This window comes from Pseudomonas sp. SZ40 (assembly GCF_052958135.1).
Genome location: NZ_JBQWIF010000038.1, coordinates 1 through 21,587 on the forward strand (window position 1 = coordinate 1; position 21,587 = coordinate 21,587).

Genomic DNA, 21,587 nt, shown 5'->3' on the forward strand with positions numbered 1-21,587 from the left:
ATAACATCGCCGCATCCGCGCTGCCCGTGTAGGAGCCCGCTTGCGGGCGATGCGTTAGTGGTCATCCAGCAGAATCGACAGTGACGCCGCCATTCGCCGCCGGGTCGCGGTTCCTACGAGGCCCAGTGGATCATCAACTCGGTAGGAGCCCCGCCCCCGGGGCGAATCGATTGCGGCCGTCAGGCAATCTGCCGGTTCGCTTACCAATCGCCGGCAAGCCGGCTCCTACGGTCCGGTACCCCGATAACATCGCCGTATCCGCGTTGCCAGTGTAGGAGCCCGCTTGCGGGAGATGCGTGGGTGGCCATCCAGCAGAATCGGCAGTGACGCCGCCATTCGCCGCGGGGTCGCGGTTCCTACGAGGCCGAGTGGGTTATCAACTCGGTAGGAGCCCGGCCCCCGGGGCGAATCGATTGCGGCCATTCGGCAAACTGACGGTTTGCTTATCAATCGCCGGCAAGCCGGCGCCTATGCAGATGATGCCCGGGGCGAGCTCACTGCATGCAGCATTGCTTGTATTTCTTGCCGCTGCCGCAGGTGCATGGGTCGTTACGGCCAACCTTGGTTTCGTCCCGACGTACCGGCAGCAACGGTTCGAGATGTTCCTGCCAGTAGGCGTAGATCGCCACCGCAGCTGGTTCGAGGGTGGCGACGGAGGCATCGTACTCATCGTCTGACATGGCATTGAGCGCTTCCGAGCCGCTCTCTGCACCGTGCAGAATGATTACCGCCAACGAGGCTTCCAGCGCCTCGGGCAACCCGTCATCCAGCCAACCGGCAGTATTCGCGCCATGCAGGTAACCCGCACACCACTCGGAAACGATGAGCTTTTCACCCTTGCCGTTGTTGTCGGCCAGGAAGATCGCCTCGTAATCGTCCGGCTCTTCGCCAAGCATGTAAGCCGCTTCGCTCATCAGTTCGATGGCCAGCTTCCTGAAGGTTTCCGCCTCCTTGTCGCTTGGCCAGCGGGGCAGTTTGTCGGCCCAGATGGCCGGATACCAGACACCCGGGTCGATCTGCCGCGGCCCGGAGACGATCCCGGCAAAGAAACCATCCAGCTCGCTGGCGGACAGAACGGAATCATCGTTGCCGTACTTGAGCAGCAACTGGTCGAGCTTTTCGAGCCCCTTGTTATCCATCGAAAACGCTCCCCGGCAAAAAAGGCCGCTAATGTCCCACAGTTAGCCATCGCCCAAAAGCCTTGCCGGCAATTGTGCCGATCAATGCCCTGCCGTGATGGCTTCGATGAAGCGCTCACGCAGCCAGATCGACCCCGGATCATGGTGCGCCCTCGGGTGCCAGGCCATCGAAAACTGGAACTGAGGAATATCGAATGGCAGGTCGACCACTTCGAGCAGGGAATCGTAACGAGCCAGCAAGCGGCTTGGCATGGTTGCCACCTGATCACTGTGCGCCAGTACCAAGGCGACCTGGTTGTAGCTGGGCACGGCCATGGCGACGTGGCGTACACGCCCCAGATCCGCTAGAACATCGTCGATGGCGGTATGAAAATGCGCCCGTTGCGACACGATCACATGCTGCAGCTGGCAGTACTCGTCCAGGGTCGGCACCACCTTGCCACGCGGGTGGCCAATGCGCTGGGCCATCAGGAAGTGATCGCTCTTGAGGAAGCGAATCTTCAATACATCCGGAATCCTGGCCGCATCACCGAGAAACAGATCGACTTCACCGCGCGCCATGCGCTCGACCAAACCTTCTTCGCTCGCCGGTATCGAGGCAATGCGCAGTCCCGGGTTTTGCAACGCTGCGGCCTGAGCCATTACCGAGAGCCCGGCGATGGTGAATACGTTGTCGTTGGCAGCGATGACGAAGGTTCGCCGCGAGGTTGCGGGGACGAACTCGCTGTCGCTCACCACCGCCTCACGCAGGCCTGCCAGCGCCTGGCCAAGCGGCCCGCGCAGCTCCAGCGCTCGCGGGGTCGGCACCATACCGCGCCCGTTGCTGGATGGCATCAGCAGTGCATCGCCGAACAACATACGCAGCCGCGAAAGCTGCCCGGACAGGGTCGACTGGCTGATATTCAGACGCCGGGCGGCGCGGGTGACATTCTGCTCTTCCAGCAGCACGTCAAGCGAGATCAACAGGGGAAGCTCCGAGCGTCTGATATCCAAATCACCAATACCTCGTATGGAATCTGCCCACTAACACCCCTGAGCCTGGCGGCGTTAGCTTAGCAGCACCAGAGAAAACAACCTATGTTGGCTTACAGGCATCCTTAATACCGATACCTGATCGAGCCCGAGCGAACCAATCGACAACGGAGCATCCATGTCTCGCACGCCCCTCGCCCTCCTCCTCAGCGCCCTGACCCTTGCCACTGCAGGCGCGCTCCCCGCCCATGCTGCACAACCGGCGCTGGCAGCGAGCGCAACAACCGAGCAGGCCACTCAGGCCGGTTACTACCGCTTCAATGTCGGTGAGCTGCAGGTCACGGCACTGAGCGACGGTTCGGTTCCGGTGGACAGCCATGCGCTGCTCAAGGGACTGTCCACCGAGCAGATCGACAAACTGCTCGCGCGCGGCTTCCAGACCAATCCGGTGGAAACCTCGATCAACGCCTTTCTGATCGACACTGGCAAGCGTCTGGTGCTCGTCGATACTGGCGCAGGCACTCTTTTCGGCGCCCACACCGGCGGCAAGCTGCTAGGCAGCCTCTCGCGGATCGGCGTGAAGCCGGAGCAGATCGATGACATTCTCATCACCCACCTGCACAGCGACCACAGCGGTGGCCTGGTTCAGGGCGGGCAGATCGTGTTCCCCAATGCCGTGGTGCATGTGGCCAAGAGCGATATCGACTATTTCCTGGCCGCCGACCGCCAAAACGGCGTACCCGGTTATGACAAGTCCTACTTCAAGATCGCCAGCGACAGCATCTCGCCCTACCTGGCATCGGGTCAGGTGAAAACCTTCGAGGGCAGCAGTGAAGTGCTGCCAGGAATCACCACGATCCCGGCTCCAGGCCATACGCCTGGGCACAGCAACTTCCGCCTGAAGAATGGGGAAGACAGCATCACCTTTATCGGCGACCTGGTGCATGTCTATGCCGTGCAGATGCCCAACCCTAAGGTCACCATCGATTTCGACCTCGACCAACCGAGTGCCTCCGCCCAGCGCAAGAACCGCTTCGATGCCTTCGTCGCACAGCGCGAGCGCATTGCCGCTGCTCACCTGCCTTATCCCGGCATCGGCCATCTACGCCAGGACGGCCAGGGCTATGCCTTCGTACCGGTGGATTATCGTTTCCGGCCATAGTGCTCCTAGCTTTCCAGGGCAGGACGGCACCTGAACGACTTGCGAGGGCGGCAGAGTTGTGCAGGCTCGGCGCCTGCTGGCAGGGCTGGCCGCCGGCTACAGGCAACCAACCGGCGGCTCGGGGTGCCCTCCGCCCCGCAGGCCGGTACAATGCGCACCTCGACCGTGCTCAGCCCTATAAAGAAAAAACATGTCCTTGCCCAAGAACCACCTGGAACTGCTCAGCCCTGCCCGTGATGTCAGCATCGCCCGCGAGGCCATCCTGCATGGCGCCGACGCCATCTACATCGGCGGCCCGAGCTTCGGCGCACGGCACAACGCGTGCAACGATGTCAGCGATATCGCCGGGCTCGTGGAGTTCGCCCGCCGCTATCACGCCCGGGTGTTCACCACCATCAACACCATCCTGCATGACGATGAGCTGGAGCCAGCGCGCACGCTGATCCACCAGCTCTACGACGCGGGCGTGGATGCATTGATCGTGCAGGACCTGGGCGTGCTGGATCTGGACATTCCGCCGATCGAGCTGCACGCCAGCACGCAGACGGACATCCGTACCCTGGGCAGGGCCAAGTTCCTCGATCAGGCCGGTTTCTCGCAACTGGTCCTGGCCCGCGAGCTGAACCTGCAGGAAATCCGCGCCATCGCCGATGAAACCGATGCGGCCATCGAATTCTTCATCCATGGCGCGCTGTGCGTGGCCTTCTCCGGGCAATGCAACATTTCCCACGCCCAGAACGGCCGCAGCGCCAACCGCGGCGACTGCTCCCAGGCCTGTCGCCTGCCCTACACCCTGAAGGACGATCAGGGTCGCGTGGTAGCCTTCGAGAAGCATCTGCTGTCGATGAAGGACAACAACCAGAGCGCCAACCTGCGCGCGCTGGTCGAAGCTGGCGTGCGTTCGTTCAAGATCGAAGGCCGCTACAAGGACATGGGCTACGTGAAGAACATCACTGCCTACTACCGCCAGCGTCTCGACGACATCCTCGAAGACCGCCCGGATCTCGCCCGTGCCTCGAGCGGCCGCACGGCGCATTTCTTCCTGCCCGACCCGGACAAGACCTTCCACCGCGGCAGCACCGACTACTTCGTCACCGACCGCAAGGTCGATATCGGCGCCTTCGATTCGCCGACCTTCACCGGGCTTTCCGTTGGCCACGTCGAGAAAGTGAACAAGCGCGACCTGATCGCCGTTACCTTTGAACCGCTGTCCAACGGTGACGGCCTCAATGTGCTGGTCAAACGCGAAGTGGTGGGCTTTCGCACCAATATTGCCGAGTTGAAAGAAGAGTTCGAAGAAGACGGCGAGAAGCGCTGGCGCTATCGCGTCGAGCCCAACGAGATGCCGGCGGGCATGTTCCGCCTGCGCCCCAACCATCCACTGAGCCGTAACCTCGACCACAACTGGCAGCAGGCACTGCTCAAGACCTCCGCAGAGCGCCGCATCGGTATCCAGTGGAAAGCAGAACTGCGCGAAGAACGCCTGACCCTGACCGCAACCAGCGAGGAAGGCCTGAGCGCCTCTGCCAGCCTGGACGGCCCGTTCGGTGCGGCCAACAAACCGGAGCAGGCCCTCGATGGGCTGCGTGATCTGCTCACCCAACTGGGCACCACCATCTACCATGCCCAAGGCGTCGAACTGGATGCGCCCCAGGCGTTCTTCGTACCGAACTCGCAGCTCAAGAGCCTGCGCCGCGAGGCCATCGACGCGCTGACCGAAGCCCGCATCGCCGCCCACCCGCGGGGCGGGCGCAAGGCCGAAAGCACACCGCCCCCGGTTTACCCGGAGTCGCACCTGTCGTTCCTGGCCAACGTCTACAACCACAAGGCTCGCGAGTTCTACCATCGCCACGGCGTACAGTTGATCGACGCAGCCTACGAGGCCCACGAGGAACTGGGTGAAGTGCCGGTGATGATCACCAAGCACTGCCTGCGCTTCTCCTTCAACCTGTGCCCGAAACAGGCCAAGGGCGTCACCGGCGTGAAGACCAAGGTCGCACCGATGCAACTGGTACACGGCGATGAAGTGCTGACCCTGAAATTCGACTGCAAGCCTTGCGAGATGCACGTGATAGGCAAGATGAAGGGCCATATCCTCGACCTGCCACTACCCGGCAGCGCCGCGGCTCAGGTGGTCGGCCACATCACCCCGGAAGACCTGATGAAGACCGCACGCCAGCGCGGACCGCACTGAGCGAGGTGAGGGACCTGTGTAGGGTGGAACACGCTGCATCGTTCCCCTATGGTTAAGGCCAAGGCCGAACGCTACAGCGAAGAACTCAGACAGGCGGGCACACCGATGAGCCCGCCTCGACTATCGACAAGGATGTTGCCGCATGACCCGCTGGCTGGATAAACCCTCGATGGACAGCGACGAACTGATCGATCACGTGATCGAGCGTTCGCAGCGTTTCTTTGCCCGGTACTCCTCTCCTGTCGCCAAATTCTGTCCGCCATTATTCGGCTTCGCCATCTTCCTCTTCTACTTCAACCGACACGGGTTCTACCCGACCTTCGATCTGTTCCAGTTTTCCTCGTTGCTGCTGGCCGCAGCCATTCTCGGCTTCGTGCTCATCGGCACTTACGTTTTACTGCTGATGGTTCCCGGCGCCTGGCTGCACTACGGATTCACCAACTCCCCCGCCATCAAAGATGACCTGCGCTATATCCGACCGTCCAGCGACAGGCAGACCTATCGGTTTGTCGGGATTTTGATCGGCCTGGTCTACATTGCGCCATTCGCCGGCAGCGCGCTCAGCGTGATGTACGTGACAATCAACTACACGTCGCTATTTCAGCCGGCAATTTTTCTGATCCCAGCTCTGGTCACCCTGGTCTCCGGGCTGGCGGTGCAAAAGCTGCTGGAGCTGCGCAGCTACAGTTTTCTACGCTACATGTGGTCCGCCTATATTCCGGCCGTGATCGTTGCGCTCTTCAGTTTTCTGATCATTCGCGACGCAGCCACCGGCATTGACCGGATTGAGAGCGGCCTGCTGCGGGCCTGCGTCGTCTACGGCACCCCGCTCTTGATCAGTGCCTTGGCTGGACTCTGTGCCATCAGCTTCGTGGCCGGTTGGAGCTTCACCCTGCACTTCGCCACTTTCTTCGCGCTGCTGATCGCCTTCTACAGCGGTCTGTTAACCGCGTTGCCTGACAAGACCATTGGCAGCATCGGCCTGGGCAACTACCAGGCAGAACGGATCATCTTCGACGACGCGTATTGCGACGCAGAAACCAGGCAGGCGCTGGCGCTGGATGAGCGGTGCTCGCTGGAAAACGTGCATGTGGTCTGGCTGATGGGCGACACACTGTCGTTCAAGACCACGGCAGAGAGTGACCGGTTGATCCAGGTGCCGTCACGCTTCATCAAGCTCGTGATCAAGGCGCCCAAATGAGCCGAGTCACCCGCGTCAATGCGCCCAGCGATCACACGCGGCGGTGGCTCATCCGCCAATAGCCCTGAACGATCTCGAACGCAGCCCCCACCCCTGCTGCATACCCGCGGCGGCCAGCAGGATCGCCGCGACACCCAGCCACTGCAGCATGCTCAGTCGATGGTCGAACGCGATCCAGTCGACGGCGATCGCGGCGACCGGGTAGATGAAGGACAGCGCACCGGTCAACGCCGTGGGCAGTTTCTGAATGGCACCGTACAGCAGCACGTACATGCCGCCCGTGTGCACCACACCCAGGGTGATCAGAATTGACCAGACCTGCTCACCATGCGCAAGGCTGGAAAGGTCGACCAGCGGCGCCAGCACCAGTACGCCGACGCTGACCTGAATCAACGCGATCAGATGCGGCGGTACGCCCGTCAGCTTCTTGATGATCAACGCTGCAATCGCATAGAGAAACGCTGCGCCAAGCGCCAGGCCGATGCCCAGCAGATAGTCGCCGCCCCCCTGCTCCTGGCTGCCATGGGCACCGACGATGGCGAGCATGCCCAGGAAAGACACCGACAACCATGCCAACTTCTGCAGGGTGAGTTTCTCACCGAGAAAGATCGCCGCCAGGCCGACCAGCATGAAGGGCTGTACGTTGTACACCGCGGTGCCGATGGCGATCGAGGCGCGCGAATAGGAGGCGAACAGCAGGAGCCAGTTGCCGACGATGGCCAGGCCACTGGCAACCGCCAGCAACAGGGTGACGCGGGTCAGCAGGCCGGGGCGCAGCAAGCCCATGCAGGCGCAGACCAGCAGCAAGGTCACGGCGGCGAACACGCAGCGCCAGAACACCACGTCGATCACCGGCAGGCCAGACAGCATGACCAGCCAGCCGATGGTGCCGGAAATGAGCATGGCAGCAATCATTTCCAGCGAGCCTCGATTCACTTGCTTGTCCATTAGGGAGCTCCTTTTGCAGTGCGCAAAGTATGGCAAGCGCACCGGGTGCCACTCCATGGCGAAAGAAAGGCAGAAACCCCATCCAGCCTTTACTATCATGGCACTTAGAGAAAAAAGCCTAAGGTTCGACCATGACCGACGAAATCGACCATCTGCTGATCGTTGCGCTGACCGAAGACTCCCGGCGCTCGCTCAAGGCCCTGGCACAGATCAGCGGCCTGTCATCGCCAAGCGTTGCCGAGCGCCTGCGCAAGCTCGAAGAACGAGGCGTACTGAAGGGCTATGGTGTGGATATCGATCCCCGTGCCTTTGGTTACCAGCTACAGGCAATCGTGCGGATCCGCCCGCTGCCGGGGCAGTTGCATGAGGTGGAGCGGCAGATCGAGGCGACCCCGCAGTTCACCGAATGCGACAAGGTCACCGGGGAAGACTGCTTCATCGCAAAGCTTCACGTTCGCTCGATGGAGCAGTTGGACGAGATACTCGACCGCATCAACATCCATGCGGTGACCAACACCGCCATCGTCAAGAAGACCACGGTGAAGCGTCGCCTGCCGCCGATGTCGTGATAGCCATCGGCGGCACAGCGGCCGTCTTTCTCCAGCGCACTCCCTGGTTGACGGGCTACTTCAACTGGCTGGCGAAACGTTCGACCGCAGCCAGCACCTGCTTGGCGCCCTGGCGGATTTCGACGATCACGTCACCGGCCTCGTTGGCAAGCTCCAGACCCGCTTCGGCCTGGGTGCGGCTGCTGGCCATGTCACGCACGGCGGCATCCACCAGTTTCTGGTTTTCCTGAACCACGCCGACGATTTCCTCGGTGGCGTTGCTGGTGCGGCTGGCCAACTGCCGAACTTCATCGGCGACCACGGCGAAACCACGGCCCTGCTCACCGGCCCGCGCTGCCTCGATAGCGGCATTGAGCGCCAGCAGGTTGGTCTGCTGGGCGATGCTGCCGATGGTCTGCACCATGGTGCTGATCAGCACTGACTGCTTGCCCAGCGCTTCGATACCCTGGGACGCGGAGGTCATCTGCTCGGAAATCCGCTGCATGGTCTGCACCGTGTCGGTGACCACCTGGGCGCCGCGCTGGGCGGTGGTGTCGGTCTGCTGGGAAATTCCGTAGGCGATACCGGCGGCGTCGTTGACCTCTTCCTCACGATTCACCTGGTCGGTGATCACCGTGGCGAACTTGACCACCTTGTAGAGCTTGTCCTGGGTGTCGTGTACCGGGTTGTAGGTCGCCTCCAGCCAGACCACCCGGCCGTGGCTGTCGATGCGTTTGAAACGGCCAGCGACGAACTCGCCACGGTTGAGGCGCTCCCAGAACTGCTTGTACTGCGGAGTATGGGTTTCCTGAGGATCGCAGAACAGGCTGTGGTGCTTGCCCTTGATACGCTCCAGGCCATACCCCATGGCCTGCAGGAACTGATCGTTGGCGGTCAGCACGTTGCCACCGAGGTCGAACTCGATCACTGCGGTGGAGCGCAGCAAGGCGTTGATGAAATCCTCGTTCTCACGTGCCCGGTTCATGCTCTCGGTAATTTCCGAGCCGAAACACTGGACCCGTCGTACCACGCCGCTCTCGTCCAGCACCGGTTGCCAGCAGGCCTGAATCCACACCAGCGCGCCATCGGCACGCAGAAAACGGTAGCGATCACTTACCGATTTGCCGGTTCGCACCGCCTCGCGCAGGTTCTTGAAGCACGGCAAGGCCTTCACGTAGGCCGGCACGATATCGGTCATCGGCCGACCGCCCAGTTGTTCGGCGCTGTAGCCGACGAAACGGGTGAAGTTGGCGTTGCAATCGATGATTCGATACTCGGGATCGACCGTCAGCATGATCATCTCGGTCTGGATACCCTGATAAAGCTGCCGCAGCAATGACAGTTCGGCATCCTTGGTCTGCAATTCTTTTTTCAAGCGACTACCGAACATGCTCTTTCTCCATAAGCAATAAGCAATCTTGTCGAAGGTCATCGGCCGCTCGGGCATTTAATTGAGCGAACTTGGTAAACGACGCGAGCGCGTGCTGCGCCTGCCATCAAGCATAGAGGCCAGGTGCGCGGCCATGATGATTTCGAAGCAAATAATGACGCGCTGCCAGCCGGCGCAGAACGGGGGACGAATTGACATGTTTTTTTCCGCCGCAGGTGCCACGCGCCCATCAATACCTCGGTCACCGAGGCCGCGGTTGCGCTACTCTGGGCACATCATCGACACGGAGCTTACGCATGGCTTACCCACCCTATTTGCAGGCCGGTGATCGGGTCGTGCTGTTCGATGGCGTATGCAAATTGTGCAATGGCTGGAGTCGCTTCCTGATCCGCCATGACCGTGCAGGCAAGCTCAAGCTGTGCAGCGTGCAATCCCCGCAAGGCCAGGCGATCCTGGCCTGGTTCGGCATGCCGCTGGACCATTTCGACACGCTGCTCTATGTCGAGGGTGATCGGGCGTTGAAGCGCAGCGACGCCATTCTGGCGATCCTTCGGCAGTTGCCGGCTCCATGGCGCTGGGCGACGGTGCTAGGTGTCATACCGCGGAGCGTGCGCGACTGGGCTTACGATCCCATCGCTCGTAATCGCTACCGCCTGTTCGGGCGTCACGATCATTGCCAGATGCCCCGTCCCGAAGACCGCGAGCGCTTCCTGCATGACTGATGCCTTGTTGGCGCGCCTGACCCTGGGGGTGATCTTCATCTACCACGGCCTGGTACCGAAGCTGCTGTTTCTCAGCCCCACCGAACTGCGCATGCTCGACGCCCATGGCCTGCCTCACGCCGTGGCTGCGCTGGCAGGAGTCGCCGAGATCCTGCTGGGGCTGGCGATCCTGCTACTGCGTCGCCAGCGCTGGCCGCTGTGGTTGGCTCTGGCAGCGCTGATCCTGTTGCTGGTGGATGTGGCGATCTTCGTTCCGGCGCTGCTGGCGGATGCGTTCAACCCGGTGACCGTCAACCTGGCGGCCAGCGTGTTGTGCGTGATAGCACTGCGAGCCAAGCGCGCCGAGTAGGCGCGACTAGTTGCCGCCCCGCTCGCGCAACAGACGTGCAATTTCCGCCTGACGCCGATAGGCGGGTGCCTCGACCGCATTGAAATCGCGACTGTAGCGCGCGGCGAAGCCGGCGGTGCCCCACTCCCGATACTGCTGCACATGCAGCAGCTCGTGGGCCCACAGCGCGGCGTCCTGCCCGGCCATCTGCGCATCGCGAAACACGATGATATCGATCAGGGTGACGGCCTTGATGTCGGGGTTCTGCATCACGTTGCGCGCGGCGCTCAGCTCATCGAGGTCGCCTACCTTGTAGCGCACGGCGTCGAGCAATTCGGCGGCATAGAACGGCAGCAACTGGCGACGGATTTCAGCCGGAATCGGCAACGTGCCCTGGCGCGCCGCCGATTCGCGCGAGCGCAGGATCCAGCTTTCCAGTGCAGCCGCACTGATCTGCCCCGCTTGTTCCTGCATGGGACCCAGCACGCCGTTCGGGTCGGGTACGCAGATGCAACCGCCCAGGCAGACCTGGGTTTCACCGGGTGCACAGGCCAGCGCGGGGGATACCTGGAAAACCGCTAGAAGGACGAACGCCAGACCGCGTTTGAACATGGATCGCTCTCGATTACGCAAAGAGGCGACCTTGGCGTCAGCGGCGCAGAATGTCCAGCCTCTTGGAGACTGTTCCCAATCTCCATTCCGGGCGTTATCTACTTTGACTGCGACGTGGCGAAAGCGGACGGCCGACCGCCACTTGTGGGAACGGGCCATGCCCGTGATTTCGCGGGCATGGACTGGGCGTCCCCGCCCGCTCCCACAGGTACTGCATCGATGGCCGCTTTTGCCTTGTAGTTACCCGTACGCATGCCCAGAAAGATCGTGAACAGGCTCTTAGGTGTCAGCTCAGTGAGTCCAGGCCCAAAGCCTTGACGCAAGCCTGTAGCGAGCGACGCTGGGTGTCGGCGTACAGACTCAGTTCGTCCTGCACGCTGGCGCCCAGGGCTGCCTGGAAGTCCGCCTGGTTCGAGTCGACGGTGTAGTCGGTCTGCGCGCCTTCCCCGAGGTTGGACTGAAAGATCCCGGCAGCGCTGACCGGCAGAAAGTCTTCGTAAACCAGCGGCTCGAAGCGCACATGACCAGCTTCGATCAGGGCATCCAGTTGCTGCGGGCGCTCCTCCTGCAACGCCGCGGCGATACCTGCGGGCGTGGCGAAGTAGCGGAAGTAGGCCAGGCCATCGCGGCGCATGGCCTCATGATCGTCGGGGAAGGCCTGGAAGTGTTCGGCCATCAGCGCGTCGTAGCGCTCGGCATTGGCTTCGCTCGGCGTTTCGCCCAGGGCCTCGCGGGCGCTGTCGAGCAGGCGGTCGTAGAGTTCGCGACCTTTGGGCGTCAGTGCCGCGCCGCGCTGTTCGATCTCGCCGAAACGGGCGGTATGGCTACCCTGCGGGCCATCCTGGCCGACGAAGGCCACCGCCTCCTGCAGCGCCTTGAAGCTGGTCTGGCGCAGCAGGATCGGACAGTTGCGCCGCGGCGGCCCTTCGATCACCGCCTTGGCAGTGATGCCGTGGCGCGGCATGCCGGCCTGAATCGCGTCGATATCCAGGGTGCGCGGTGTCAGGTGATTGATGTGTGGCCCCTTGAACGCCACCACATCGGCGATCAGACGATGCTGGTCATGCAACCGCCGATACTGCTCGGCACTGACCGTCGCCTGGGTGTGCCAGCGGAACGTCTCCAGTGCCTCGCCGACGAACTCGTCCGCCTCGCCAGCCAGCAGGCCGCCAGCGGCCTCGCACTGCTCGATCAGCTCGATGGCACGCGGGGTGAAGATGCGTCGCCTGGCCAGCAATTCGGCGGCCATGCCGCGCAATCCGGCATCTTCGATCAGCTCCAGACGCAGCAGCGAAGTGAACACCCGGAACGGGCTGGCCTGCAGCGACGCTTCATGGGTGGCGCGAAACGCCGTCGAGTGCACCGGCACCCCTGCCGGGGCCAGGTCGTAATAGCCCACCGGCTGCATGCCCATCACCGCGAACAACCGGCGAATGGTCGACAGTTCATCGGCGGTGCCGAGGCGAATGGCACCGTGGCGCTCCACGTCCAACCGCTCGATCTCGCCGGTAACGCGCAGATGCTCGGCAACCTCGGGCTGGCCCTGCATGACCTGCGCATTGGTCTGCGCCACCAGCTCCAGTAGCTTGCCGTAGAGCGGTACTTCGCTCCGGTACAGATCGGACATGGCACGGGAAAACTGCGCACGGATACTGTCCGGGCTGACGAACGCGGAGGTGTGCATGGTGAGTGGTTTCTCCCTCGAATCAGAGCCGGCGGCCGGCTGCCACCTGATCAGGATTCTGCGCAGCCCGACCCAGCCTGGCAACCGACATCTCGTCAGCTTTTCATTCCGCCAGGGAATGCTGCACCACGATCATCGACGCTTGGCGCTTTCCACCCCGGCCCTGTCCAGCACCCACTCGACCAGCGCCCGGACCTTCGGCAACTCCAGCGACTGCTCGGCGCAGGCGATGTAGTGCGCACCGTCGCTGACCTTCAGGTGCTGCCAGGGGATCACCAGCTTGCCTTCGGCCAGCTCGTCCTCGACCAGAAAACGCGGTACCAGAGCCACCCCACAACCGTCCTGGGCAGCGCGTATGCACATATAGAAGGTGTCGAAACGCGGGCCGTGGTAACTGTACTCGGTATCGATGCCCTGCTCGTCGAACCACTGGTGCCAGGCTTCCGGCCGTGAAGCGCATTGCAGCAATACCAGAGAGGTCAGGTCCCCGGCGCTGGTGAACGCTGCGGTTGGCAGGATCGACGGCGCGCAGACCGCGATCACGTCCTCGCCGAACAGCTCGGTGCATACCGCGCCGGGCCAGGTGCCGTTGCCGTAGAAGAACGCCACGTCGGCCTTGGCCTGGACCAGATCGAAGGGCTCCAGCTCATTGCGGATATCCAGATGAATGTTCGGGTGCGCCCTGGAAAACCCCTTGAGGTTGGGGATCAGCCAGCGCACCCCGAAGGTGGGCTGGGTCGATACCCGCAGCACCTCGGTCTCGCCGCCGTAGGAAAGGATGTAGCGGCTGGAGATATCGACCTGGGTGAGTATCTTGTCGACCTCGGCCAGATACAGCTCGCCCGCGGGGGTCAGTTGCAGGCGCCGGCGAATGCGATGGAAGAGCAGATGCTGGAGCATCTCCTCGAGTTGCGCGACCTGCTTGCTGACCGCGCTCTGGGTCAGGTGCAGCTCCTCGGCGGCACGGGTGAAGCTCATGTGCCGGGCTGCCGACTCGAAACACTGCAGGGCGGCCATGGTGGGAAGCAGGCGTTTGGACATGAACACTCCGAGAACTCGTGCAGCGATGGTTCATTCTCCGAGGGAATGATGTGGTGCGTAAAGGTCGTTTGTTCGAAAAAAACATTCGGGTCGATACTGCGTGAAGTCACTGCAAACGACGCCCCTATTCAGAGCCTGCCGATGATCGGGCACCCAGCACGCCAGATCTTCACCAGGCTGCAACGCAGGAGAGAACGATGGTTGGTCAACTGCTAGAACGCCTCGGTGTACAACCACACACCTTTCAGGGCGGCGAACATGCCGTTTACACGCCGATCGACGGCAGCCAGATCGCCGGCGTACGCCTGGAAAGCGCCGAAGCGGTGCGCGCCAAGATCGCTACTGGCCACCAGGCGTTTCTGGCCTGGCGTGACGTGCCAGCCCCCCGGCGTGGCGAGCTGGTGCGCATCTTCGGCGAGGTGCTGCGCGAGCATAAGGCCGAGCTGGGCGAGCTGGTGTCCATCGAGGCCGGCAAGATCACCCAGGAAGGCCTCGGCGAAGTGCAGGAGATGATCGACATCTGCGACTTCGCCGTCGGCCTGTCGCGCCAGCTGTACGGCCTGACCATCGCCTCCGAACGTCCCGGCCACCATATGCGTGAAACCTGGCATCCGCTGGGTGTGGTCGGGGTGATCAGCGCCTTCAATTTCCCGGTCGCGGTCTGGGCCTGGAATACCACCCTGGCGCTGGTAGCCGGTAATGCGGTGATCTGGAAGCCCTCGGAAAAGACTCCGCTGACCGCCCTCGCCTCCCAGGCGCTGTTCGACAAGGCGCTGAAGCGGTTCGGCGACGCGCCGCAAGGCCTGGCACAGTTGATCATCGGCGATCGTGAGGCGGGCGAGGCGCTGGTCGACGATGCTCGCGTGCCACTGATCAGCGCCACCGGCAGCACGCGCATGGGCCGCGAGGTCGGGCCGCGAGTGGCAGCGCGCTTCGGTCGCAGCATCCTCGAACTGGGCGGCAACAACGCGATGATCCTGGCGCCCAGCGCCGATCTCGACCTCGCCGTGCGCGGCATTCTGTTCAGCGCCGTCGGCACCGCCGGGCAGCGCTGCACCACGCTGCGCCGCCTGATCGCCCACCGCTCGATCAAGGACGAGGTGGTCACCCGCCTCAAGGCGGCCTACGGCAAGGTGCGCATCGGCGACCCGCGCCAGGACAATCTGGTCGGCCCGCTGATGGACAAACAGGCCTTCGACGCCACGCAGAGCGCACTGGCCCGCGCCCGCGACGAAGGCGGCACGGTATTCGGCGGCGAGCGCCAGTTGCAGGATCGTTACCCGGATGCCTACTACGTCAGCCCGGCCATCGTCGAGATGCCCGGGCAGACCGACGTCGTACGCCATGAAACCTTCGCGCCCATCCTCTACGTGCTGAGCTACGACGAGTTCGAGGATGCCCTGCACCTGAACAATGACGTGCCCCAGGGCCTGTCGTCGTGCATCTTCACCCTCGACGTGCGTGAAGCCGAGCGCTTCCAGAGTGCCTCGGGCAGCGACTGCGGCATCGCCAACGTGAATATCGGCACCAGCGGTGCGGAAATCGGCGGCGCCTTCGGTGGCGAAAAGGAAACCGGTGGCGGTCGCGAATCCGGCTCCGACGCCTGGAAGGCCTACATGCGCCGGCAGACCAACACCGTCAATTACTCGCGCCAGCTACCCCTGGCCCAGGGCATCGTTTTCGACTGAGCGAGGTCGCGCCATGCGTCAATTGCAGCATGCCTGTCTGTGGGAAACGCTCACGCCGCGCGAATCATTGTCCGGGCCGCTGAATGGCGATGCGCAGGCAGATGTCTGCATCATCGGCGCCGGCATCACCGGGCTGTCGGCCGCCTTGCACTTGCTCGAACAGGGGCGCACGGTCTGCGTGCTCGACGCCCATGAAGTGGGCCACGGCGGCTCGGGGCGCAACGTCGGCCTGGTGAATGCCGGTACCTGGATCAAGCCCGATGATGTCGAGGCGACCCTGGGCCAGCGCCACGGCAGCCGCCTCAACGAGGTGCTCGGCCAGGCACCCGCTGCGGTGTTCGCGCAGATCCGGCGCCTCGGCATCGACTGCCAGGCACGCAACGACGGCACCCTGCACATGGCGCACAACGCCGCCGGCCTGGCCGACCTCAAGGATCGCGAAGCGCAGTGGCGGCGGCGCGGTGCCGATGTCGAACTGCTTACGGGAGCGGCCTGTGCCGACTACTGCGGCACCGACAGGATCACCGGCGCCCTGCTCGACCGCCGGGCCGGCACCATCAACCCCATGGCCTACACCATGGGCCTGGCCAGGGCGGTCATGCGCCTCGGCGGCCGCATCCACCAACACTCGCCGGTCAAGGCACTGACCCGCAGTGGTGATGCCTGGCAGGTGCGCAGCGGCCAGGGCGCGGTGAACGCACAGAAGGTGATCATCTCCACGGGCGCCTACACCGAGGGCGAATGGACGCAGCTGCAGCGTCACTACTTCCGCGGCTATTACTACCAGGTCGCCTCGGTACCGCTGCAGGGCGCCGCAGCCGATCAGGTGCTGCGCCACGGCCAGGGCTCCTGGGACACGCGCACGGTGCTCAGCAGCATCCGCCGCGACGCCGATGGCCGCCTGCTGCTGGGCAGCATGGGGCGCGCCAACAACAAGCCGGACTGGTTCATCCGCGGCTGGGCCGACCGCATCCAGCAGCACTACTTCCCGGAGTTGGGCAAGGTCGAGTGGCAACTGCACTGGACCGGCTGCATCGACTTCACCCCCGATCACCTGATGCGCCTGTTCGAGCCTGCTCACGGGCTGATCGCGGTCACCGGCTACAACGGCCGCGGCAACACCACGGGCACGGTGGTCGGCAAGGCCCTGGCCCAGTTCCTGTTGAGCGACGACAGCGCAGCGCTGCCCATCCCTTTCTCACCCATGCAGGCACTGCGCGGCGCAGAGCTGCGCAGCAGCATGTACGAGACCGGTTTCTCGCTGTATCACGCCGGCCAGTGCCTGAGGGTCATTCTCTGAGCCACCTCGAAGCGGCGGTCCAATAGCCCCATCATGGTCAGCCACCCTGCACGAGCTGGGCAGGCGTTGCAGGCCTGAGGCCCAATCGCCGGCGAGCCGGCTCCTGCAGGATCCGGGTTATCGCCAGTGCGTAGGAGCTGGCTTGCCGGCGATGAGAACTTGCCGTGCCCAGGCGTTGCGGCGTGAAAAGCAGGCATGACAACCGCTGCATCCATCGGCACTATCATTGGCTCATCGACAGCAATGGAATGCCTGCATGCCCCTTCCCACCCTGAGCACCCCTCGCCTGCTTCTGCAGCCTCTGCAACTGGCGGACGCCGAGCAGATTCAGCCGCTGTTCGCCCACTGGGAAGTGGTGCGCTACCTCAATAGCCGCGTGCCATGGCCCTACCCGCCCGATGGCGCGTTGACCTACCTGCGTGACGTCGCCCTGCCTGCGATGGCCAGCGGCGGCGAATGGCACTGGACGTTGCGCCCGGTCAAGGATGCCGAGCGGGTGATCGGCGTCATCAGTCTGATGGATGCGCCAGACAACAACCGGGGGTTCTGGATCGCCCCGGCCTGGCAGCGCCAGGGCCTGATGAGCGAAGCCTGTGCGGCGGTCAATCGCTACTGGTTCGAGGTGTTGGAGCGGCCGCTGATGCGTGTGCCCAAGGCCGTGGCCAACAGGGCCTCGCAACGCCTTTCGGAACGCGAGGGGATGTGCCTGGTGGAAACCGGCGAGAGCGATTACGTCTCTGGCCGGCTGCCTTCGCAGATCTGGGAAATCAGCCGTGAAGAATGGCGGCGGCAACAGAGCTGATCTGCTGCCCAACAGGCTAGAGAGGTTGCGGCTTGAGCGGCCTGGAGAAGTGATAGGTGGTCACGCAGCACAGCAGCAAACCGCCGATACCGAGCATACCGCCAACGATACCGACATTGGCCACGCCCAGCTGGCTGCTCACCAGGCTGCCGAGCAAGGCGCCGCCGCCGATGCCGATATTGAAGATGCCGGAAAACAGCGCCATGGCCACATCGGTGGCGTCCGACGCCAGGTTCAGCACCTTGGCCTGCAGGGCCAGGCCGAAGCACATCATGGCGATGCCCCAGACCACGCTGAGGGTCGCCAGGTAGGCGTGCTCGCGGGCCACTGGCAGCAGGAACAGCATGCACAGGCTCAGCACGCTGATCGCCGCGATCACGAAACCGCGCGGGTAGCGTGCGCTGTAGCGGCTGAACAGGATGGAGCCGATGATGCCCGCACAGCCGAACAACAGCAGCAGCACGGTGATCATGTCGCCAGCGATGCCCGCAACCTCCAGGGCGAACGGCTCGATGTAGGTATACGCGGTGAAGTGGGCGGTGATCACCAGCGCGGTGAGCACGTACACGGTGACCAGTGCCGGGCGCTTGAACAGCACCGGCAGGCTGCGCAGCGAGCCGGAGTTCTGGCTGGGCAGCAGCGGCAGGTTCTTCATCAGGCACAGCACCACCACGCCCGCCACCACGGCGATCACGGTAAAGGTCGTGCGCCAGCCCAGCACCTCGCCGATCACGCGGCCCAGAGGAATGCCCAGCACCATGGCCAGCGCGCTACCGGTCGCCAGCAGGCCGAGGGCTTGCGCCTGCTTGCCTTCGGGTGCCACGCGGACCGCCAGGGACGCGGTAATCGCCCAGAACAGCGCGTGCGCCAGGGCGATCCCGATACGGCTGACCATCAGCACGCTGAAGCTCCAGGCGATGCCCGACAGGACGTGGCTGGCGATGAACAGCATGAACACGAAAGCCAGCAGCTTGCGCCGCTCGATATTACGCGTCAGCAGCATCAGCGGCAGCGACGCCAGAGCCACCACCCAGGCATAGATGGTCAGCATCAGGCCGACACTCGCGGTGGTCATGTCGAAGCTGTGGCCGATCTGGCTCAGCAAACCCACCGGCACGAATTCGGTGGTGTTGAAGATGAAGGCGCCCAGCGCCAGTGCAATCACGCTCAGCCAGCTACCGCTATGCGCCTGCTCGGGTGTGTTCATTCGGGTGATATCCGCCCTTGGGGAACGCTTCAGCTACAACGGCCTTTCGCCCGCGGCCCGAATGGCAGCGAGCGGCTGTAGGAAGAGAACGAAAAAATGGAGCCCCCATACACGACGAACACGCACACGGCAGCTCGCGCTCCCGGGGCGATGAACGCGGGGAGTGGCGGATGCGGAGAGCGGAAAATTATAGGTATGGGGATGGCCTGCGACGGCGATTCTACGCTCGGCCAGGCACCTCGACAATACGCTCGGGAAGGCGTTGTAAGGGCGGGCGATGGCTGCTCTTCAGAACGAGCATCGATTGCCGTTTACGAACGTGGAAAGAGGTAGTTTCAAGGCAGAAGCGGACATCGATGCAGTACCTGTGGGAACGGGCCATGCCCGTGATTTTTTCGCGGGCATGGCCCGCTCCCACAAGTAGAGGCCTACGAACGCGTCCTCCACTTACCAGCCCTAATCCGGCACTTCCACGCTGATATGAATCGCATCATGGCGCCAGTACTCGAGGTCGCAATCGATAAGGCGGCCGCGCTGGTCGCGGTTGACCCGGACGATGCGCAACGCCGGACTGCCGGGCGCTACCTTCAGCGCCGCGGCGGCGTCGGCATGCAGTGCGGTGGGCACCATGTCGAAACGTACCCGGCCGTAGTGCACGTCGTACTCGCTGGCATACAGCTCGGTCAGCGACCGGGTCAGGTCGTAGTCGAGGATGCCGGGAAAATAGTCGGGGTTCAGGTAATGCTCGACATACAGCACCAGACGCCCGTCGATGCGCCGCGCCCGGCGGATCTGGTAGACGCTGGACAGCCCGGACAAGCCCAGCAACTGGCAGACCTGCGAGTGGGCCGGCATCAACCGCGCACTCAATACTTCGGTGGCGGGCACCCTGCCCTGCTCGGCGACCATGGCGTGAAAGTGGGTGCGCACCAGCGGGTTGTAGGCGACCCGCGCTGGCGAGACGAACCAGCCGCGGCGCTCTTCGCGGTACACCACGCCCTGGGCTTCCAGTTGCCCCAGCGCCTCACGCAGGGTGATCCGCGTAGTGTCGAACAATTCGCTCAGGCGGCGCTCGGCCGGCAGTTTGGCACCGGCAGGCAGCAGGCCATGCTCGATCTGTTCCTGCAACGCCCGGCAAATGGTGGTGACGGCCCGTGGCGTGTCGTCGCGCATCACGCTGATTCCTTTTGGACTAGACCAGCCCCATTACGGGGCAGGTAACAGCCATCGACTGGCTGCAATGCTCGCCTGCAAGCCTAGGCAAAGCGGATGACCGGCAGATGACAGGCTGCTTTCAAGCACGCCCCATGCCAGTGACAAGCCCGCCAATTCAAAGGCTTAACCTGGTCTACGCTTGCTGAGCGGGGCCTCGTCGCGAGCCCCGGATGTGCGCGGCGGCCATGCCGACACAAAACTGTCATTGGCACCGCCTACATTGGCTTGGGTCTTGCTGATCTAGACCAACCCTCAACGCAAAGGAGTTTCCAATGAAACAACTGCTACTGGCATCGCTGATGGGCAGCGCCATCGCTCTGGCCTCCCAGGCCATGGCCGCCGAGACGGATATAACTGCACTGGAACAGGCCGCACGCAAAGAAGGCGCCGTGAACAGCGTCGGCATGCCGGACAGTTGGGCCAACTGGAAGGACACCTGGCAGGACCTGAGCGACAAGTATGGCCTCAAGCACATGGACACCGACATGAGCTCGGCCCAGGAAATCGCCAAGTTCGCCGCCGAAAAAGACAACGCCAGCGCCGATATCGGTGACGTGGGCGCCGCCTTCGGCCCGATCGCCGTGCAGCAGGGCGTGACTCAGCCCTACAAACCGACCACCTGGAGCCAGATTCCTGAGTGGGCCAAGGACGCCGACGGCCACTGGATGCTCGCCTACACCGGCTCCATCGCCTTCATCATCAACAAGCAACTGGTCAAGGACGCCCCGAAAAGCTGGGCCGACCTGAAAACCGGCAAGTACCGCGTGGCCATCGGCGACGTCAGCGCCGCCGCCCAGGCCGTCAACGGCGTGCTGGCTGCGGCCATCGCCAACGGTGGCGACGAGAAGAACATCCAGCCGGGTCTGGACTACTTCGCCGAGATCGCCGAACAGGGGCGCCTGTCGCTGGCCAACCCGACCATCCAGACCCTGGAAAAAGGCGAAGTGGAAGTCGGCATCGTCTGGGACTTCAACGGCCTGAGCTACCGCGACCAGATCGACCCGAACCGCTTCGAAGTGCTGATTCCTTCCGATGGCTCGGTGATCTCCGGTTACACCACCATCATCAACAAGTACGCCAAGAACCCTAACGCCGCCAAGCTGGCCCGCGAGTACATCCTCAGCGACGCCGGGCAGATCAACCTGGCCAAGGGCAACGCCCGCCCGATCCGCGCCGAGCACCTGACCCTGCCGGCTGAAGTGCAGGCCAAGCTGCTGCCCAACGAGCAGTACGCCAAGGTCAAACCGATCAAGGACGCCGCCGCCTGGGAAACGACCTCGAAAACCCTGCCGCAGCTGTGGCAGGAAAACGTGATCATCAATATGGAGTAAGCGAGGCCGCAGCACGTAGGGTGGACCGGGGCGCGTAGCTGGCGTTTTATCCGTCCACCATTTTGATATCCCAGTGGTGGATGAAAGAAGCGTCATCCACCCT

19 protein-coding genes and 1 pseudogene are annotated in these 21,587 nt (G+C 63.2%); 10 read left to right on the top strand and 10 right to left on the bottom strand.

The window, feature by feature from the left end; genetic code table 11:
• Nucleotides 1-494: 494 nt before the first annotated feature.
• A complete protein-coding gene (locus ACT9T4_RS22220) occupies nt 495-1,139 on the bottom strand; it encodes a UPF0149 family protein (RefSeq protein ID WP_499118969.1) in 645 nt (214 codons plus the stop codon).
• An 81-nt stretch (nt 1,140-1,220) separates the two neighbouring features.
• Complete coding sequence (locus ACT9T4_RS22225) at nt 1,221-2,102, bottom strand: LysR family transcriptional regulator (protein ID WP_499118971.1); 882 nt, start codon at nt 2,100-2,102, stop codon at nt 1,221-1,223.
• 187 nt (nt 2,103-2,289) lie between these two features.
• On the opposite strand from ACT9T4_RS22225, the gene ACT9T4_RS22230 reads away from it, so the two are divergent.
• From ACT9T4_RS22230 to ACT9T4_RS22240, 3 genes are all read left to right on the top strand, one after another.
• Nucleotides 2,290-3,273: an MBL fold metallo-hydrolase gene (locus tag ACT9T4_RS22230; RefSeq protein ID WP_179537770.1), complete on the top strand. Its 984-nt coding sequence runs from the start codon at nt 2,290-2,292 to the stop codon at nt 3,271-3,273.
• Nucleotides 3,274-3,463: 190 nt separating this feature from the next.
• Entirely contained in the window at nt 3,464-5,467 is a 2,004-nt protein-coding gene (locus ACT9T4_RS22235) for a peptidase U32 family protein (RefSeq protein WP_499118973.1), read from the top strand.
• Nucleotides 5,468-5,609: 142 nt separating this feature from the next.
• Nucleotides 5,610-6,668: a hypothetical protein gene (locus ACT9T4_RS22240; protein ID WP_499118975.1), complete on the top strand. Its 1,059-nt coding sequence runs from the start codon at nt 5,610-5,612 to the stop codon at nt 6,666-6,668.
• Nucleotides 6,669-6,716: 48 nt separating this feature from the next.
• Here ACT9T4_RS22240 and ACT9T4_RS22245 read toward each other — a convergent pair whose 3' ends face one another.
• Nucleotides 6,717-7,616, bottom strand: a complete 900-nt coding sequence (locus ACT9T4_RS22245) for a DMT family transporter (protein WP_499118977.1) — start codon at nt 7,614-7,616, stop codon at nt 6,717-6,719.
• Nucleotides 7,617-7,747: 131 nt separating this feature from the next.
• Here ACT9T4_RS22245 and ACT9T4_RS22250 point away from each other — a divergent pair, with 131 nt between their 5' ends.
• Complete coding sequence (locus ACT9T4_RS22250) at nt 7,748-8,185, top strand: Lrp/AsnC family transcriptional regulator (RefSeq protein ID WP_042552749.1); 438 nt, start codon at nt 7,748-7,750, stop codon at nt 8,183-8,185.
• A 55-nt stretch (nt 8,186-8,240) separates the two neighbouring features.
• On the opposite strand, the gene ACT9T4_RS22255 is transcribed toward ACT9T4_RS22250, so the two are convergent.
• Entirely contained in the window at nt 8,241-8,798 is a 558-nt protein-coding gene (locus tag ACT9T4_RS22255; protein ID WP_413694638.1) for a methyl-accepting chemotaxis protein, read from the bottom strand.
• A pseudogene (locus ACT9T4_RS22260) lies at nt 8,778-9,611 on the bottom strand (PAS domain-containing protein); the annotation flags it as partial. The pseudogene ACT9T4_RS22260 and the gene ACT9T4_RS22255, both read right to left, overlap by 21 nt.
• A 239-nt stretch (nt 9,612-9,850) precedes the next feature.
• Between ACT9T4_RS22260 and ACT9T4_RS22265 the strand changes: the two are divergent.
• Both ACT9T4_RS22265 and ACT9T4_RS22270 read left to right on the top strand, forming a co-directional pair.
• Nucleotides 9,851-10,276, top strand: coding sequence for a thiol-disulfide oxidoreductase DCC family protein (locus ACT9T4_RS22265; RefSeq protein WP_042552747.1), 426 nt, complete (start codon nt 9,851-9,853; stop codon nt 10,274-10,276).
• Nucleotides 10,269-10,625 (top strand): DoxX-like family protein, encoded by a 357-nt coding sequence (locus ACT9T4_RS22270; protein ID WP_042552746.1) that lies wholly within the window; start codon nt 10,269-10,271, stop codon nt 10,623-10,625. Before ACT9T4_RS22265 ends, ACT9T4_RS22270 begins: the two co-directional genes overlap by 8 nt.
• A gap of 6 nt (nt 10,626-10,631) precedes the next feature.
• On the opposite strand, the gene ACT9T4_RS22275 is transcribed toward ACT9T4_RS22270, so the two are convergent.
• The 3 genes from ACT9T4_RS22275 to ACT9T4_RS22285 form a co-directional block, all read right to left on the bottom strand.
• A complete protein-coding gene (locus tag ACT9T4_RS22275) occupies nt 10,632-11,216 on the bottom strand; it encodes an eCIS core domain-containing protein (protein WP_042552745.1) in 585 nt (194 codons plus the stop codon).
• 286 nt (nt 11,217-11,502) lie between these two features.
• Nucleotides 11,503-12,900 (bottom strand): 2-oxoadipate dioxygenase/decarboxylase HglS, encoded by a 1,398-nt coding sequence (gene hglS / locus ACT9T4_RS22280; RefSeq protein WP_042552744.1) that lies wholly within the window; start codon nt 12,898-12,900, stop codon nt 11,503-11,505.
• 132 nt (nt 12,901-13,032) lie between these two features.
• A complete protein-coding gene (locus tag ACT9T4_RS22285) occupies nt 13,033-13,941 on the bottom strand; it encodes a LysR substrate-binding domain-containing protein (protein WP_042552887.1) in 909 nt (302 codons plus the stop codon).
• Between the two features lie 197 nt (nt 13,942-14,138).
• Between ACT9T4_RS22285 and amaB the strand changes: the two genes are divergently transcribed.
• The 3 genes from amaB to ACT9T4_RS22300 all read left to right on the top strand — a co-directional run bounded on the left by amaB (nt 14,139) and on the right by ACT9T4_RS22300 (nt 17,731).
• Complete coding sequence (gene amaB / locus ACT9T4_RS22290; protein WP_499118980.1) at nt 14,139-15,629, top strand: L-piperidine-6-carboxylate dehydrogenase; 1,491 nt, start codon at nt 14,139-14,141, stop codon at nt 15,627-15,629.
• 13 nt (nt 15,630-15,642) lie between these two features.
• Nucleotides 15,643-16,929: an L-pipecolate oxidase gene (gene amaA, locus ACT9T4_RS22295; protein ID WP_499118981.1), complete on the top strand. Its 1,287-nt coding sequence runs from the start codon at nt 15,643-15,645 to the stop codon at nt 16,927-16,929.
• A gap of 256 nt (nt 16,930-17,185) precedes the next feature.
• Complete coding sequence (locus tag ACT9T4_RS22300; RefSeq protein WP_042552741.1) at nt 17,186-17,731, top strand: GNAT family N-acetyltransferase; 546 nt, start codon at nt 17,186-17,188, stop codon at nt 17,729-17,731.
• 16 nt (nt 17,732-17,747) lie between these two features.
• On the opposite strand, the gene ACT9T4_RS22305 is transcribed toward ACT9T4_RS22300, so the two are convergent.
• Together ACT9T4_RS22305 and ACT9T4_RS22310 are read right to left on the bottom strand one after the other, a co-directional pair.
• Nucleotides 17,748-18,938, bottom strand: a complete 1,191-nt coding sequence (locus ACT9T4_RS22305; protein WP_042552740.1) for a sugar transporter — start codon at nt 18,936-18,938, stop codon at nt 17,748-17,750.
• Between the two features lie 456 nt (nt 18,939-19,394).
• A complete protein-coding gene (locus ACT9T4_RS22310) occupies nt 19,395-20,111 on the bottom strand; it encodes a UTRA domain-containing protein (RefSeq protein WP_042552739.1) in 717 nt (238 codons plus the stop codon).
• A 314-nt stretch (nt 20,112-20,425) separates the two neighbouring features.
• On the opposite strand from ACT9T4_RS22310, the gene ACT9T4_RS22315 reads away from it, so the two are divergent.
• Nucleotides 20,426-21,484 carry an ABC transporter substrate-binding protein gene (locus tag ACT9T4_RS22315; RefSeq protein ID WP_499118984.1) on the top strand — a complete coding sequence of 353 codons (1,059 nt, stop codon included), beginning with the start codon at nt 20,426-20,428 and terminating at the stop codon, nt 21,482-21,484.
• Nucleotides 21,485-21,587: the final 103 nt, after the last annotated feature.